Origin of the sequence: Streptomyces sp. NRRL F-6676, from assembly GCF_000725625.1 — a bacterium.
GTDB lineage: Bacteria > Actinomycetota > Actinomycetes > Streptomycetales > Streptomycetaceae > Streptomyces.
The window spans coordinates 157,526-172,900 of the sequence record NZ_JOHS01000006.1; the positions used below are offsets into that span (position 1 = coordinate 157,526).

At 73.3% G+C, this 15,375-nt stretch carries 15 protein-coding genes, 2 tRNA genes and 1 pseudogene; 2 read left to right on the forward strand and 16 right to left on the reverse strand.

Features of this window, described 5'->3' with window-relative positions:
• Positions 1–57: 57 nt before the first annotated feature.
• Positions 58–5,142, reverse strand: a complete 5,085-nt coding sequence (locus tag IO29_RS04855; protein WP_078618013.1) for a PAS domain-containing protein — start codon at positions 5,140–5,142, stop codon at positions 58–60.
• A gap of 228 nt (positions 5,143–5,370) precedes the next feature.
• Positions 5,371–5,826, reverse strand: a complete 456-nt coding sequence (locus IO29_RS04860; RefSeq protein ID WP_030377030.1) for an SSI family serine proteinase inhibitor — start codon at positions 5,824–5,826, stop codon at positions 5,371–5,373.
• 233 nt (positions 5,827–6,059) lie between these two features.
• On the opposite strand from IO29_RS04860, the gene IO29_RS04865 reads away from it, so the two are divergent.
• Positions 6,060–6,150 (forward strand) — tRNA-Ser (locus tag IO29_RS04865).
• A gap of 205 nt (positions 6,151–6,355) precedes the next feature.
• Positions 6,356–6,428 (forward strand) — tRNA-Arg (locus tag IO29_RS04870).
• A 109-nt stretch (positions 6,429–6,537) separates the two neighbouring features.
• Here IO29_RS04870 and IO29_RS38390 read toward each other — a convergent pair.
• The 14 genes and pseudogenes from IO29_RS38390 to IO29_RS04925 form a co-directional block, all read right to left on the reverse strand.
• Positions 6,538–6,681, reverse strand: coding sequence for a hypothetical protein (locus IO29_RS38390; protein ID WP_158709295.1), 144 nt, complete (start codon positions 6,679–6,681; stop codon positions 6,538–6,540).
• A 232-nt stretch (positions 6,682–6,913) separates the two neighbouring features.
• The gene (locus tag IO29_RS04875) at positions 6,914–8,149 is read right to left on the reverse strand and encodes a site-specific integrase (protein ID WP_199806827.1); all 1,236 of its coding nucleotides are present in this window, start codon (positions 8,147–8,149) and stop codon (positions 6,914–6,916) included.
• Positions 8,137–8,343, reverse strand: coding sequence for a helix-turn-helix domain-containing protein (locus IO29_RS04880; protein WP_030377032.1), 207 nt, complete (start codon positions 8,341–8,343; stop codon positions 8,137–8,139). Before IO29_RS04880 ends, IO29_RS04875 begins: the two co-directional genes overlap by 13 nt.
• Positions 8,340–9,344, reverse strand: a complete 1,005-nt coding sequence (locus IO29_RS04885) for a replication initiator (protein ID WP_420709706.1) — start codon at positions 9,342–9,344, stop codon at positions 8,340–8,342. The genes IO29_RS04880 and IO29_RS04885 overlap by 4 nt, the downstream gene beginning before the upstream one ends.
• Positions 9,242–9,583: pseudogene (locus IO29_RS40330) on the reverse strand (replication initiator); the annotation flags it as partial. The gene IO29_RS04885 and the pseudogene IO29_RS40330, both read right to left, overlap by 103 nt.
• A 112-nt stretch (positions 9,584–9,695) precedes the next feature.
• Positions 9,696–10,007, reverse strand: coding sequence for a hypothetical protein (locus IO29_RS04890; protein ID WP_030377033.1), 312 nt, complete (start codon positions 10,005–10,007; stop codon positions 9,696–9,698).
• Between the two features lie 19 nt (positions 10,008–10,026).
• The gene (locus IO29_RS37575) at positions 10,027–10,182 is read right to left on the reverse strand and encodes a hypothetical protein (RefSeq protein ID WP_106969723.1); all 156 of its coding nucleotides are present in this window, start codon (positions 10,180–10,182) and stop codon (positions 10,027–10,029) included.
• Positions 10,183–10,197: 15 nt separating this feature from the next.
• Positions 10,198–10,377 (reverse strand): mobile element transfer protein, encoded by a 180-nt coding sequence (locus IO29_RS04895; protein ID WP_006138371.1) that lies wholly within the window; start codon positions 10,375–10,377, stop codon positions 10,198–10,200.
• A 13-nt stretch (positions 10,378–10,390) separates the two neighbouring features.
• Positions 10,391–11,116, reverse strand: coding sequence for a DUF2637 domain-containing protein (locus IO29_RS04900; protein ID WP_030377034.1), 726 nt, complete (start codon positions 11,114–11,116; stop codon positions 10,391–10,393).
• Positions 11,117–11,201: 85 nt separating this feature from the next.
• On the reverse strand, positions 11,202–12,569 hold the full coding sequence (locus tag IO29_RS04905) for an FtsK/SpoIIIE domain-containing protein (RefSeq protein ID WP_030377035.1): 1,368 nt from the start codon (positions 12,567–12,569) through the stop codon (positions 11,202–11,204).
• Positions 12,570–12,574: 5 nt separating this feature from the next.
• The gene (locus IO29_RS04910; RefSeq protein WP_006138367.1) at positions 12,575–12,922 is read right to left on the reverse strand and encodes an SCO3933 family regulatory protein; all 348 of its coding nucleotides are present in this window, start codon (positions 12,920–12,922) and stop codon (positions 12,575–12,577) included.
• Positions 12,923–13,082: 160 nt separating this feature from the next.
• Complete coding sequence (locus IO29_RS04915) at positions 13,083–13,904, reverse strand: hypothetical protein (protein ID WP_030377036.1); 822 nt, start codon at positions 13,902–13,904, stop codon at positions 13,083–13,085.
• Positions 13,901–14,752, reverse strand: coding sequence for a sigma factor-like helix-turn-helix DNA-binding protein (locus IO29_RS04920; protein ID WP_030377037.1), 852 nt, complete (start codon positions 14,750–14,752; stop codon positions 13,901–13,903). The genes IO29_RS04915 and IO29_RS04920 overlap by 4 nt, the downstream gene beginning before the upstream one ends.
• Positions 14,753–14,927: 175 nt before the next feature.
• Positions 14,928–15,317: an ATP-binding protein gene (locus tag IO29_RS04925; protein ID WP_030377038.1), complete on the reverse strand. Its 390-nt coding sequence runs from the start codon at positions 15,315–15,317 to the stop codon at positions 14,928–14,930.
• Between the last annotated feature and the right edge of the window lie 58 nt (positions 15,318–15,375).

Genomic DNA, 15,375 nt, shown 5'->3' on the forward strand with positions numbered 1-15,375 from the left:
GGCGTTGTTTCACGTGAAACAACGCCCTCGGTGTCTGCGAGGAGCCCGACGCCCGTCTCAGTTGGTCCCGATCCGCGCCAGCAGGTCCACGATCCGGTCCTGCACCTCCGGGCTGGTCGACCGCTCCGCGAGGAACAGCACCGTCTCCCCGGAGACGAGCCGCGGCAGCTCGGCCTGGTCGACGGCGGCGGTGTAGATGACCAGCGGCGTGCGGTTGAGCAGGTTGTTGGCGCGCAGCCAGTCCACGACACCGGCCTGGCGGCGGTGCACCTGCATCAGGTCCATCACCACCAGGTTCGGCCGCATCTGCGACGCCAGCGCCACGGCGTCCGCGTCGGAGGCGGCCCGCGCGACCTGCATCCCGCGCCGCTCCAGCGTCGCCGTCAGCGCGAGCGCGATCTCCGCGTGCTCCTCGACGAGCAGGACGCGCGGCGGATGCTGCTCGGAGTCCCGGGGCGCCAGCGCCTTCAGCAGTACGGCCGGATCAGCGCCGTACGCCGCCTCGCGCGAGGCCTGTCCGAGCCCCGCCGTCACCATCACCGGCACCTCGGCGGCGACGGCGGCCTGGCGCAGCGCCTGTAGCGCCGTCCGTGTGATCGGACCGGTGAGCGGGTCGACGAAGAGGGCCGCGGGGAAGGCGGCGATCTGCGCGTCGACCTCCTCACGGGAGTTGACGATGACGGGCCGGTAGCCGCGGTCGCTGAGCGCCTGCTGGGTGAGGACGTCGGGCGCGGGCCAGACGAGCAGCCGGCGCGGGTTGTCCAGCGGCTCGGGGGGCAGTTCGTCGTCGAGCGGCCGCGGATGCGGCTGGTCGGCGACCTCGACGGCGCCGCCGGGACCGTCGAGCGGCTCGGGGCCCTCGTCGGCGTTCACATCCGGGGCTCCTATGGCGTACGACCGTCCGGCGCCCTCGGTGGCCCCGGCCGGGCGGGCCTGCGGTGCCGGACCCGTGGACGGGTGCGGGCGGCCGCCGGTCTCCGGGCGCTCGGCGGCGGGCTCGGGCGGCGTACCGAGCTTGCGACGGCGGCCCGCACCGCCGGGGTGGTGCGGCGGAGGCGTCTGCGTCTGCGGCCGGAGCCCCGCCTGCGGGGCGGCGGGTACGGGGGGCACGGCGCCGGTGGCCTGGCCCTGGCGCGCAAACGGCACCCCCTGGCCCAGCGTCCGGACGCTGATCGCCCGGCCCTGCGTCGAGTTCGGGTCGACGGGCGCGGCGGCCTCGGCGGGCAACGGCTGCGCGGCCCTCGGCGTGGCGGGACGCTCGGCGGGCAGCGGGGTGCCGGGCGGGGTGGGCGTGGGTGTGGCCGCGGGGGGCGTGGCGGTGCCGCCGCCGGTGGGCCAGGGGCCCGGCGGCTGGGAGGCTGCCGGGGCCTGCGCGGTGGCGGGCTGCGCGGGGGTGGCCTGCGGGGGTACGGGGGTGCCGGGGCCGGCGGCTCCGGGGAGTGCGCCCGGTGCGGGGCTCGGTCCTTGGGGCACGGCGCCGGGGAGCGCCTGCGCGGGCTGCGCGGGGTGACCCGGCTGCGCGGGCTGACCGGGCGCCGGGACCGGCGGCTGTACGGCGGGACCCGGCTGCGGCTGCGGCGGTACGGCACCGGTCTGATCGGCGCCGGCACCGTGGGCTGCCGGAACGGGCTGGGCGCCGCCCGGCCGCACCGGCTGCCCGGACGTACCGGGTACGGCCGGCCCCGGGCGGGCGGCTCCCGGTGCGGCGGCGGGGGCCGCCTGACCGGGGAGGGACGGTACGGGCGCACCGGGCATCGGCGCGCCCTGCCCCATGACCGGGACGGGCGCGGGCTGGTACTGCCCCGGCAACGGAACGGGCCCACCCTGCGCGGGCACGGCGACGGGAGCGCCGGGGGTACCGGGCACACCGGGGGTGCCGGGCGTACTCGTCGCACCGGGAACGGCCGACTGCCCGGGAAGCACCTGCCCGCCGGGAGCCACCTGGCCGGGGACGGGCTGCCCGGGCGCTACCTGCCCGAGGACGGCCTGGCCCGGTACCGCCTGACCTGGCACGGGCCGGCCGGGGACAGGCTGACCCGGCACGGCCTGCGTACCGGAGGCGACGACCGGAACCGGCGTGGCGCCAGGCGCTCCCGGCGCTCCGGGCGCTCCCGGCACCTGGGCGCCCTGCGCCGGACCGCCCAGGGCCAGAAGCCCTTGCCGCGGCACGCCCTGCCCCGAACCGGCCTGCCCGTGCAGGTCCTGCTCCGAACCGGCCTGCCCCGGAAGACCCTGTCCCGGTACGGCCATCTGTCCTGGTACGGCTGCGTGCCCCGGTACGGCCGTCTGTCCTGGTACGGCCGTCTGCCCTGGTACGGCTGTGTGCCCTGGCACGGCCTGCACCCCGGCGGCCGGAACAGGTGCGGTACCAGCCGCTCCCGCCGCCGGTACCGCCACGGCCTGCCCCGGAGCACCAGGAACCGCGAGCCCCTGCCCCTGTCCCTGCCCCGGCGCCCCGGACGTCTGCCCCTGGCCGGTGGAACCGCCCGGCGTGACCGCCGCCCGGCGACGCCCCGTGGGCGCCTGCACCGGATGCGGCTGCGGCGGAGTGTGGTCGCCGTCCGGCTCGTGTGCGGCGGCGTCATGGCGGCCGTCGTCCACGCCCGCGGCTGCGGCCGCTGCTGCCGCCGCGTACTCCGGCCCGCGGTCGGCCTCGGCCGGCGGCAGTGCGAAGACGGGCCGCGGCCCCTGCTCGGCGGGGGCGGCGCCGGCCCGGTCGCCCGCGAGGGCACGCCGGCGACGGCCCGTCGGCGGGCCGACGGCACCGGCGCCCTCCCCGGACTCCGTGGCGCCCGACGGCGTCGCGGGCCCCGCGGGGAGCGCCGGTGGAAGCGCCTGCTGCTCACCGTCCCGCCGGGCACGCCGGCCCGTGGGCGCGGGCACACCCTGCGGCGGCACGGTCGCGCCCAGCCCGGTGGCCGCCGTACCCGCCGCGTGCTCGGCGGCGGTGACGACGGCGCCCTCGGAGACGTCGGCCCCCTCGGCGTCCTCGTCCGGCACGTTCGCACCGGCGGCCGGGCCGTGCCGCCCGTGCCTGCGCCCGGAGCCGCCGGAACCGGGCCCCTCCTCGCCGGAGGCGCCCGCCGCGCCCGGCACACCCGACGCGGCGGCTCCGCCCTGCGCGGGCACCGACGCACCCTCGGCCGCCTCCGCGGCCCGGCGCCGACGCCGGCCGGTGGGCGCGGGGGCCTCCCCCTGCGGGGCCGGATCCGCGGTTCCGGCGTCCAGGAAGGCGTCGGTGGAGGCCCGCCGGGCCCGCCGCCGCCCGCCCCCCTGCTGCGGCCGCGCACCCTCGGCACCGGCCGCACCCTCGGCACCGGCCGCACCCGCGGCTGTACCGCCTGCGCCATCGGCGTCGTCACGCGCCGTACCCGCGTCGCCCACGACCGCGACCTCGGCACCCACCGGGGACCCACCGACCGGGGACCCTCCGGTGGCACTGGCCGCCGCACCGCTCGCGGCCGTCGCGGGCACGACGCCCGCCCCGGCACCGATCGGCACCTCGAGGACGTACGCGCTGCCGCTCATCCCCGGCACCTCGTGCGTCTGCAACACCCCGCCGTGCGCGCGGACGATGCCCCGCACGATCGGCTGGTGCACCGGGTCGCCGCCGGGGTACGGGCCGCGCACCTCGATGCGGACCACCTCGCCGCGCTGGGCGGCGGCCACGACGACCGTGTTGTCCATGTAGCCGCCCGTCGAGACGGGCGAGTTCCCGGTGGCGTCGACCCCGGCCACGTCCGCGACGAGGTGCGCGAGCGCCTGGGCGAGCCGGTGCGCGTCGACCTCGGCCTCGATCGGCGGGGCGTGCACCGCGAACTGCACGCGCCCGGGGCCGATCAGCTCGACGGCACCGTCGACACCGGCGGCGACGACCGCGTCGAGCATGGCGGCCGTCCGCGCGAGCCCGTCCTCCCCGGCGTCCAGGCGCTGGAAGCCGAGGACGTTGTCGAGCAGCGTGGTGATGCGGGAGTACCCGGCGGCGAGGTAGTGCAGGACCTGGTTGGCCTCGGGCCACAGCTGGCCGGCGTCGTCTGCGGCGAGCGCGGACAGCTCGGCGCGCAACTGGTCCAGCGGGCCGCGCAGGGACTGCCCGAGGACGGCGAAGAGCTGGTCGTAGCGGGCGGACAGGGCCTCGTAGCGGTCCTTCTCGCGCTCACCGAGCGCGGCGTAGCGCTCGTCGCCCGCCGCGAGCTCCTCCGCGTGCCGCTCCCGCAGCGCGTCCAGCTCGGCGGCGTGCTCCTCGCGCACCCGCGCCAGCTCGGCCGCGTGCTCCTCGGCGAGCCGGGCCAGCTCCCGCTGGTGCTGCTCCTCCGACTGGTCCTTCTCGGCGCTGAGCGTGTCGAACGGGCGCCGGTCGGTGAAGGTCATGACCGCGCCGACGAGCTGGTCGCCGTCGCGCACCGGGGCGGTGGTCAGATCGACGGGCACCTTGTCCCCGGCCTTGGACCACAGCACCTGGCCGCGCACCCGGTGCTTGCGCCCGGAGCGCAGGGTGTCGGCCAGCGGGGACTCCGCGTACGGGAACGGCGACTCGTCCTCGCGGGAGTGGAGCACCAGGGTGTGGAGCTCCTTGCCGCCCAGTTCGTTGGCCCGGTAGCCCAGGATCTGCGCGGCGGCCGGGTTGACGAGGACGATCCGGCCGTCGGTGTCCGTGCCGACGACGCCCTCGGAGGCGGCCCGCAGGATCATCTCCGTCTGCCGCTGCGACCGGGCGAGTTCGGCCTCGGTGTCGACGGTGCCGGACAGATCGCGTACGACGAGCATCAGCAGTTCGTCGCCGGTGTAGCCGTATCCGTCGTAGGCCTGGCGCGCGTCCTCGAGGTTGGCGCTGGTGACCTCGACGGGGAACTCGGAGCCGTCGGTGCGGCGGGCCGTCATCCGGGTCGGCTTGGTCCGGGCGCGCGGGTCGATGTGGTCGGGGCGGCGCATGGAGCCCGGGATGAGCCGGGAGTCGAACTCCGGCAGCAGATCGAGCAGCCCCCGGCCGACCAGGGCGGTGCCCGGCGTCTCGAAGGCCTCCAGGGCGATGGTGTTGGCGTTGACGACCGTCCCGTTGGCGTTGACCAGCACCAACGCGTCGGGCAGTGCGTCCAGTATGGCTGCGAGGCGAGCAGCGCCTCGGGATGGCCTGCTGCTCACGAGTCGCGTCCTCCCTGTCACCGCACCTTGCCGACCGCGGGGGCCATCTTGCCAACCGCCCCGCAACGTGTCACGCGAGGGAGTCTAAGGGCAGAGGCTGTCCCGACGGCGCGGGATGAGGCGGAGGTCGCACATGGGCGGGACGGGGCGCGGCCGGGCGCACGGGGTGGTCCCGCGCGCCGGGCGCAGGACCCTCACGACTCCTCCGCACGTCCTGCTCCCCTGCCTCTACCGCTTCCGGAGCCGGCTTTCCTGGGCGGGCAGCAGGGGGACGAGCGCGTCCCAACGGGCGATCTCGCACCCGTCACGGCGGTCGTAGGACGCGTCGACGGGCCGCCCGGCCCAGGTCCCGGTGACGCGGGCGGTGGCGGGACCGCCGTACCGCATGGTGCACAGGGCGTCGGGCGGCACCGGCGCGAACGGGTCCCGCCCCCAGGTGGTCCGGCGCTCCAGCACCGCGCAGGCCCCGGCGGGGTCGGGGTGGGTGCCGCCGCCGGGGTGGCAGCGCAGCAGATACGACCCGTCGGCGCGCCCCGCGTGCCGGACGGTGACGACGAGCCGGTCCCCGCCGCTGCCGACGCCGGACGCGTCCGCGGGCCCGACCCCCGCGGCGACGCCGAGCAGCCCGACGGCGGCGGCAACGAACAGGGAGCGACGAGGGGAGAAGGCGACGTGATGAACCATGCCGTGCTCAACGCGGCGGAGCGCGGACGGTTGCGCGGAGGCCCCGCCGGGCGCGGGCCCGGGCGCGAGTACGGAGAGGGACGGAGACGCAGCCCACAGCCCCGTCGGGGGCAGGGCAAAGGACTTTGCCCTGCGCCCCGCCTGCCTAGTACCGTGGGTGCCGATTGGTGACACCCCGCTCGTCTGTGTCATCATCTGCACGCACCACTCGCGCTCGCGCGGGCGGCTGTGCGGGAGGCGTCGCCTAGTCCGGTCTATGGCGCCGCACTGCTAATGCGGTTTGGGTCTTAAAGCCCATCGAGGGTTCAAATCCCTCCGCCTCCGCTCCCACCACACCGAAGCCCCGGTCCCCAGGACCGGGGCTTCGGTCGTAGGGGTCCCGGGAGCCGTCGCTGAACGACGTTTCCCCAGCTCAGCCCGGGTGCGGCAAACGGATTTCGCGTCCCGCCGCCTGTCATGTAATGTTGTTCCCGCAACGCCGACCAGGCCGAAAAGCCCGGAAGGAAGAGCACCACAACAGAACACACAAGCACTCGTAGCTTAACGGATAGAGCATCTGACTACGGATCAGAAGGTTGCAGGTTCGAATCCTGCCGAGTGCACACAGGTCGAAGGCCCCGGAGTGATCCGGGGTCTTTGTCGTTGCGGAGGCGTACAGCAGCGAAGTACAGCAACGGGCCCGAGGGCGAGCCCGTTGCTGACGATCGGCTGCTACTGCGTCTGCATCACCGCCACCATGACGGCTGCCGCGGCTGCCGCGAGGGTCAGCGCCGGCACTGCCGACGGATGCTCCTTGGCGACGTACGCCACGAAGGCGGCGCAGAGTAGAGCGATGATGAATCGGTCGACGGTCACTCCTGGCCTTTCGACATGGGTCCGCCCGGACGCCTGGCAGCTGCGGGTGGGCCCGTCTTCTGGCCCACCACGGCATGTGGAAGGCCCCTCACCCCTTTGCGGGACGAGGGGCCTTCGACGCCTCGACTGCGGACACACCTGTCCCTCAAAGGAAGCCGGTGTGGTCGGCTCGTGTGCAACGAGATCGGCAGCAAGGAGTTACGGCTTGTACAGGAGATTGCATCTGCGGGTTTTAGTCCTTGCCGCCCATCGCTTCGGACAGCTTCCCGAGCGCGGCCCGCACCTCCTCCTCGCTCGCTTCGGCGTACACCTCCATCGTCATGGCGATCTGCGAGTGTCGCAGGATGCGTTGGGCCACCTTCGGGTGCACCTTCAGGGCGACCAGGAGCGAGCTGCACGTGTGCCGGGTGTTCCGCAGCGGGATCACGCGGAGGCCGGCGCGGCGAGCGCGCAGGGCGAACATACGGGTCAGGTTCCCCGGCTCGATGGGCGTCCCGTACTTGGTGGTGAAGACCAGGCCGCGGGTGTCCTGCCAGAGTTCCCCGGCCGCCTTCCGGTCCCCGGTCTGCTGGGCGCGGCGCATGCGGAGCGCTTTGAGGCAGAACGCGGGCAGGGGAAGGAAGTCGTCCGACTCCTCGGTCTTGGTCTCACGGTGGAGGATCTGACGGCCCGCCCGCTGGATCTGGTGATCCACGTACAGCTCACCCGTCTCGAAGTCGATCGACTGCCAGGTGAGCCCGAGGACTTCACCCCGGCGGAGGCCGAGGCAGAGGACCAGGACCCAGGCGGCGAACAGCGGATCGTCGCGGTTGAGCACGTCGTCCAGGAAACGGCCGGCCTCGACGACGGACCACGGCTTGATCCGGCGCCGACGAGGCTTGGGGACCTTGACCAGGGAGGCCACATTCTTGCCGATCTCCTCTTCGGTCACGGCGTGGCTCAGAGCGGCCCGGAGGGCATCGCGCGCCGCCTGAATCACCCGGCGGGACGGGTACGCCTCACAGCACTCGCCGACTGCGCAGCACCGGCGCCGAGCCGGAGCCCGCTTCGCGTCCTTGCCCTGGGCGCAGCACTGGCAGATGCCGGCGAGCTTGGTCAGCCACTCGCGCACGTCCCGGACGGTCAGCTTGTCGAGCCGCTTCGAGCCCAGATGCGGGGCGATGTAGAGCCGCACCGATCCCTCGTACGACACGTACGACAGCGGAGCGAGGTTCGGTTTGACGATCGACTCCAGCCAGTAACAGAGGAACGCCTCAACCGTGCGGTGCCGGGTGCGTACGGGCCCCTTGCTCGCCTCACCGTGCAGCTTGATCCACTTCTCGTGAGTCTCCTCACGGGTCTTGCCGTAGACGTACTTCCGCTTCCGGCTGCCGTCCGGAGTGGTCACCCAGACGTACGCGGCGAAGCCGTTCTTGTACGGGTAGATGGACCCCTCGCCGTTGGCGCGCTTGCCGCTCATGCCGCCCACTCCTCGGCCTCGGTCGCGCAGCGGTTCACGTACTCGTCGACCCAGGCCGGGAGGATGCGCCGGTTGCGGCCGACCTTCACGGAGCGGATCTCACCGCCCAGCACGAGCGCTTTGGTCTTGGACAGGCCGAAGCCGAGCATCTCGGCGACCTCGGCCGTCGTGTGCCACTTCCGCTGAATCGTCGCCGTGGTCACTTGGTGGGCCCTCCTTCGGGGTCGGTGTCGGGGTCGAGTTGGTGCGAGGCCGCTAGCCAGCTTTCTGCCGTGGTCAGGCCGGTCCCGGCGAAGCGCCAGTGCGAGAGGACGAGCACGGTGCCCGGGTCGGGGAGCGGGTGGCCCGCTTCGGCGGCGCGTTCGCGGGTGACGGCTTCGTTGTGGTCGGCGCGTTCCTGGCGGAGGGCGCCGAGGGTGACGGAGTAGGCGCGGGACTTGGTGGAGAAGTGGCCGCGGAAGCCGAGCATGTGGGCCCACTTGCGTAGGCGGAGGTCTTCCAGTTCGGGGAGTGCGCCGAGGTGCCAGCAGGTGAGGATCATCTGCCGGGCGTGGTCGGTGACGCCGGAGCCGATCAGGTCCGTGATCGGGTTGCGGACGGGGCGGTCGAGGGTGCCGGCGGTTTCGGCGCCCTTGGTGGCGTACTTGGCGATGTAGGCGGCGACGGCGCGGCTGGAGAGCTCCGAAGTTCCGGCGAAGTCGGCGGAGCGGATCGGGCGGACGTCGAGCTGTGTGCCGAAGCGGAAGGCATACGCGTGGCCGTCAAGGACGGGGCCGGGGGTTTCGGCGAGGCGGGCCGCCGTGCGGATGGCGTCGGTGAGCAGTTCGGTCGTGGCCCAGGCGGGCGGGGTGTCCTCGGCGCCCTCGGGACCGTCGAGGCGGATCACGGCGTGGAAGTGGACGGCGCCGCGCCGCTGGTACTCGGCGACCTTGGCGTAGGAGACCTTGAGGCAGTCGCGCAGCGCGGAGCGGGTGATGCCCGCGCGGGAGGCGAGCTGTTGGCGCAGGTAGGTGGTGAAGCGGGCCCAGAGGGCACCGGCGTGCGCGTTCCACAGGACGGCCGCGCGGTAGTCGTAGCGGTCCGGGTCGAGCGGGGTGCCGAGCGCGGGGTCGTCGTCGGGGTGGGTGCGTCTTTGCCGCCGCTCAGTCCGGCGGTGACGAGGTGGAAGGTGTCTTTCCGGTAGACCTCGGCACAGGCGGCGCACCGGGTGGCGCGGCGGTTGTTGCAGCGGATGAGGAGCTGTCCGGCGGGAAGGTCGCGGTCGACGACTTCCCGGACGATCTCGCCGGTTGCGGCGTGGACGTCGAGGCGGTGGCCCTCCATCCGTACGGGCCGCTCGCAGCCGCCCAGGCGCTGGATCTGCCGGGCGTAGGAGCTGAGGTCACCGTGCCGGGCGAGGGCGGTCAGGTGGCGGATGGCTCCGAGGGGAGCCGGGGCGTGCATGTGCGGGTTCCTCCTTGCGGGGCGGCGGGTGTTCGCGGCGTCCGCCCGGTCTGCCTACCTTGTCGAGGGGACTAGACAGTGTGGGCAGGCGAAGCCGGGCGAGGCCGAGGAGTCAGCGGCGGGTGAGCAGAGAGCGGACGACGACGGCGCACACGGTCACGGAAGCGGCGGTGACGGCGACGGCCAGGAGCATGGAGACCAGGACGGCGCCGACGACCAGGACCACGGCGGTCCCGCCGCCGACGAGGGCGAGCGCGCTGCCGGGGGTGAGCTGTACGGCCGGGCGGGGCGGAACCGGGGCGATAGGCGTCAGCGGTGCGACCGGAGCGGCGGCCGGGGTGATGCTGGTCGGCTCCACGACGACGGCGGGCGGGGTGACCAGGCCGGTGGGCTGGGGCATGGTCGGGATCTTCGGACGGAACATGGCGGATCTCCTTTCGCGGTTACTTGACGAAGTTGTCGATCACGGGGGCCAGCAGGCTGTCGGCGAGGAGGTAGCCGCCGAGGAGGAGGGCGGCGATGAGCCACCAGGGCGGGCGGATGAGCTTGACGCCGAGGACTCCGATGCAGAGCAGGGCGAGCCAGAGCGGGACGTCCATGCGGTGGGTCTCCTGTCAGGCGGAGCAGCGGTGGGTGCGGGCGGCAAGTTCGGCGGCGGCGCGGCTGTCGTACTCGGCGGAGAAGTCGCAGCGGGGCGCGGTGCAGGCGGCGAGGTGGCGGTGCTTGCCGCGGTCGAGGTAGGAGGCGACGTTCACGGGGCCGATACGGCGGACGTTGCGGAAGCGGCGGTGCATGGCGGTGCTCCTCTCAGAGGTGAGCGGCGACGGATGCGGTCATGGACCGAGGCAGGCCGAGCCGGGCGCGAACGGCGTCGGGGTCGGCGGGGCGGCCGGTGGCGGAGTGGTGTTCGTCGGCCAGGGCCCGGACGCGGTCGACGAGGGCTGGCGGCAGGGCAACGGCGGGAACGGGCGCCGGAACCGGGGCAGGGGCGTCGACCGGTTCGGCGGCAATCTCGGGAGCGGGCTCGGGATCGGTGAACGGTGCCGAGAGCGCGTCCCGGTCGGTCGTATCGACGGCGGCCGGGACGGGGGCCCGTTCCTCGCGCGCGTCGGTCGACGAGGCCGAGGAGTCCGACACGGCCGGCGCTGCCGTGTCGCCGTGCGGGATGTGGGCCAGGAGCGTGCCGCCGAAGAAGGCGACGGCGGGCCAGCCCGCGACGACGACGCGGAGCGAGGCGGGGACGTGGTCGAGGTCGAGGAGTCCGGCGGTGGCGACGTTGGCGCCCAGCGATGCGGCCAGTGCCACGAGGAACCACAGGCGCGGTCCCCCGGCTGCCCGCCCTGCCCGCTGTGTCTGCCGCATCCGGCGCCAGGCGGCGACCAGCAGCAGGTCGACGCTGACCGGGTAGGCCCACGCCTTCCACCCGCCCTGTCCGGCCGCCGAGGCGAGATCGTGCAGATGGGAAAACGACAGGGCGCCGGCGATGACGGCCTGAACGATCACGGCATCCACGCGGACCAGGTGGGCACACATCAGCTCCGGTTCCTTCCTGTTTCAGGCATGGGAGGGGTAGGGACGCGGCGCGAGGCGGTCACGCCGACCGTGACGAGGGGAGCGGCTACTCGGTCACCGGGCGCGCTGTGGGCACGGCAGCGGTCGAGGAGGACGGCCCGGCCGTTTCGACGGCGACGGCGGGCCGGAAGGCGTCGAGCCGGGGCAGATCCGGCACCAGGGTGGCCGTGTCCCGGCAGACGGCCGCCGCATCGTCGAGCGTGAGATGCGGCGAACGGACGCGGGACCAGCCGCCGGAGGAGTCCCCGACGACGGCGACGCCGGGACGCTCGGCCGGGATGGCAGTCGCGGCCAGCGCAGCCTCAGGGGAGATGTCGGCAAGCGCCATGTTCGCCGACGCTTCGTCATTGACGCGGTGGCAGATGCGGCCGGACAACTGAGCGCGCAGCATCGTGGCGCCCTTGCCCAGTTCGGCGCCGAAGCGCTGCCCGCACACCTCCAGGAAGATGCCGGCCGCGCGGCCGAGCTGGGCGAGGCGGATGAGCTTGGTGACCATCGCGTCCCTGCGCTTCTCGTCGTCCTTGCTCGCGGCCAGGAAGAGTTCGGCGACCTCGTCGACGACGACCACGACCGGCACCGGCCGCACCGCTTCCGGCAGCCCCCACACGTCCGAGGTGAGCACGGCGTCCGGACCGGCCCCGCTCCGCAGTCCGATGAGGCGGAACCGCGCCTCCATCTCCTCCAGCAGCACGGCGAGGAGTTCGTTCGCCCGGTCCGGAGTGTCGGCGAGCGCGGACAACCGGGGCGCGAACGGCGCCAGTTCGACACCCCATTTGCAGTCGATGCCGACCAGGACGACCGGCTGACGGGCCAGGCCGCACAGCAGGTTGCGCAGGTAGACGGACTTGCCGGACTGCGTCGCGCCGAGGATCAGTTCGTGCGGCACGGTGCGGAAGTCCCGCACGTGCCATACGCCGTCCTCCCGCAGCGCCAGCGGCAGGCACAGGGGACCGTCCCCCAGCCGGTGCCGGGCGGGCCGCACCTCGGAGAGCACGTCCCAGCCGACCAGCCGCAGTTCCAGCCGCCCCGGTTTCGTGGGACGGACGTGCACGGCATGGGCGCCCCAGGCGTGCCGCAGCCGGTCGGCCGAGGCCGCGAAGTCCTCGGGCGCCTGCCCGGCCGCCATGCGCAGCCGCATCACGAGCCCGGACCCGGTCGGCCGGGGGAAGGAGTGGCGAGGAGGCACAGGCGCCGCCTGCCTCCCCACCATCCGAGCGGTAGCCCGGCGGACGGCCGAGGCCGGAACCGTCAGGCCGCAAGCATCCATCGTCGCCCGGTATGAGACCAGGACCCGCAGCGCGACGGCCGGATACCCGACCAGCCACCAGAACACCACCGGCATCCGACGGCGCACCACCAGCAGCACGACCAGGACCAGCAGCACCGGGAGCAGCACCCGCACAGCGTCGGCCACGGCGATCAACCCTGCACCGAAGCCGGGGCATTGACCATGACCGCATCCGCTCGGTAGGCGATGCCGTGCCGGGCCCGCCCGCCGAACTCGCTCTCCCACGGCCGGGCCACCAGACCCGACAGGACGACCGGCGCCCCCATCACCAGGCCCTCACCGATGCCCGGCTCAGGAACGGTCACCTTGATCATGTCCGAACCGCCGGCGGCGATGAACACCAGCTCCAGCACCATCAGCCGCTGGTTGGTCACCGGGTCCACGGCGACCTCACCGGTCTGCCGGTCCCGCACCTTCACCTCAGGCAGCTTGGTCACGAGGAGGGTGGCGGCCGAGGTGTCCACGGGGATCACACGCATTGTCTGTACCTCACTGAGTCGATGGACCTGCGTACCCCCCTAGACAGTGCAAAGAGGGGCCCGCCCTAACTGTCTAGGGGGGGCGACATTCAAGGTAACCGACGCCCCATCAACTGTCTAGGGGGGTATACGAGCGCGTGTCAGATCGCGCCCGTGCGCGCTACGACAGCACCCAGTGAAGGACCGTCGCGTCATCGTGCGTCTTACCGCGCGGCCAGCGTCGGCCGTCGGGGTCCCCGTCCTCGGCGTCGCGCACGCGCTGGATCAGCTCATCCGGCCCGGAGGAGCCGAGGACCACCAACGCCTTCTCCCAGCCGGCGAGTTCGAAGCGGTCGACGAGCCGCGTAGCCCCGTCGCTCAGCAACGTCACGGACGCCAACGACTCCAGCGGGATCGTCCCGGTCAGGGCGTGTTCGGCCGCCCGCGGATCGGGGCCGGCGATCCAGAAACCACCCGGCCGGTTCCGGAGCCCGGTCAGCGCATCGCGGTACTCGGCGAGCGCGGCAGCGTGTTCGGGCGAACCGGTAGGCAGTGCGTCGACCGGCCCGCGCAGCCGCTTGCCGACCTCGTCCAGGCGCCGGTCGGTGAGCGCTGTGGCCTTCCCCTCCTTGTCGGCGAGGAGGAGGGTCGAGTCACCGAGGACGAGGTATTCCAGAGCTCCCGCGCCAGCTCGGACCGCGACGACCGTGCTGGTCGGACTGGCCCGATAGGTCAGGTCGCAGCTGTCCTCGTGCAGGGACCGGACAAGTTGGATCGAGTCGGCGAGGCAGACGGTCAGCGGCCGGTCGGGGCGCGCCGTGAGGCTGCTCAGCAGCAGGCCGCCCAGCGTCGAGGAGAACCACGCGATGCCGTGCGTGCATCCGGTCTCCGCCCCGGCGACGCCGGCGCCGTCGAGGAGGACGGCCGCGCCAGGAGCAACGGCCGCGAAGTCCTCGTTCTCCAGTGCGTGTTCGGCAGGCAGCGAGCCGAGGGCAACCCTCACGCCGTTGCCTCCTCATCGTGCAGGTAAAGGGGGCAGAGCAGTTCGACGGACTGCGGTTCGTCGGTCTCAGGGTCGTACTCGACGCTCACCAGGGTCGAGAAGTGGCGTTCTCCCACCTGCCCCCACAGTGCGCTGAGGTCGGAGGCGAGCAGGTGCACTACGCCGAGGGAGCCCGCGGTGTGGATGCCCGCGATGGCGAGCACCGAGCCGTTGCCGTCGGGGCGCGGCAGCCGGCCGAGGTACCCAACGTCATGCGGGCGGTACGGTTCGGCGTCCGCCCCCGCGTGATACGCCGTGCCGGTACGCCGGTCCACCAGCGCCCACGGTTCGCTCTCCGGGTGTTCCCAGCCGAGCACAGGATCTTGGGCATAGAGATCGCTCATCGCCCGCGACATTCCCGGCCCGCAGACGACGACCAGGCCGTTCCGGTTGAGGTCGACCTCACCGCTCACGAGCACGTGACCGGAGCTGACATCGAGCCCGTACGACTTCGCCAGCTCCTCCAGGCGCTTCCCCGAGTTCACATCAGCCATGGCGACGACCGGCCGCTTCTTCACGTCGTCCCACCGCAGCGGAGTCACCACCGTCACGGCACCCGCGCCGAGGAAGGCCCCTTCCGGCGCCGGACCGGTGTGCCGGATCTGATGAATGCGCCCGCGGCTCAGGCCGGCCTTCTCGGCGATCTGCGCGTACGACAGCCCTTGTGCGTGCAGATCCTGCACCACCCGTCGGCGGAGGCGGGCCAGCTCTGTCACCTCCTGCTGCGCGTCGGCCAGCCGGGTCGTGACCTCACGCAGGAGCAGGTACGGATCATCAATCGCCATGATCCGTTGCAGCTCGTCCGACATGACCACACCTCCTAGGAATACCCAGGAGTCTAGGGCCCTAGACGGAATGGGCGGGAGACGCCGACCCGTACGAACGCCGACCACGAAGAACCGGGACCGCCGCCGGGGCACACCCCGAGGGCTCACCCGCCACCGCCCACAGTGCGACTCCGGAGTATCACCACGCGGAGCACGCTCACGCATCCTCCCGCGCCAATTCGGCCCACACCGTACGGCCGTCGGGCCATTCCTTGACGCCCCAGTCCTTCGCGCAGGCGGCAATGAGCAGCAGCCCACGCCCGCCCTCTTCCTGATTGGTCACATCGCACAGATGCGGCGCCTGGGGCCCGCCCTGGTCGACCACCTCCAGGCGGACCAGGTCGTGACCGAAGCCGACGATCACGAGGAACCAGCCGCCGGCCGAACCGCTCAGCGAGTGCCGCACAGCGTTGGTCGCCAGCTCACTCACGATCAGGGCGGCATGGTCGACGGGGCCCCGCTCGGCGAGCAGGGAAGCGACGAAGTGACGGGCGTGGGTCACCTCCTCGGCGAGACCGGGGAAAGCACGGCACCACTTGGAGAGCATGGGAGGACACCTCTGTTCGTCTAGGGGACTAGACAGCGTGACGGCAGAGTATTCCTAC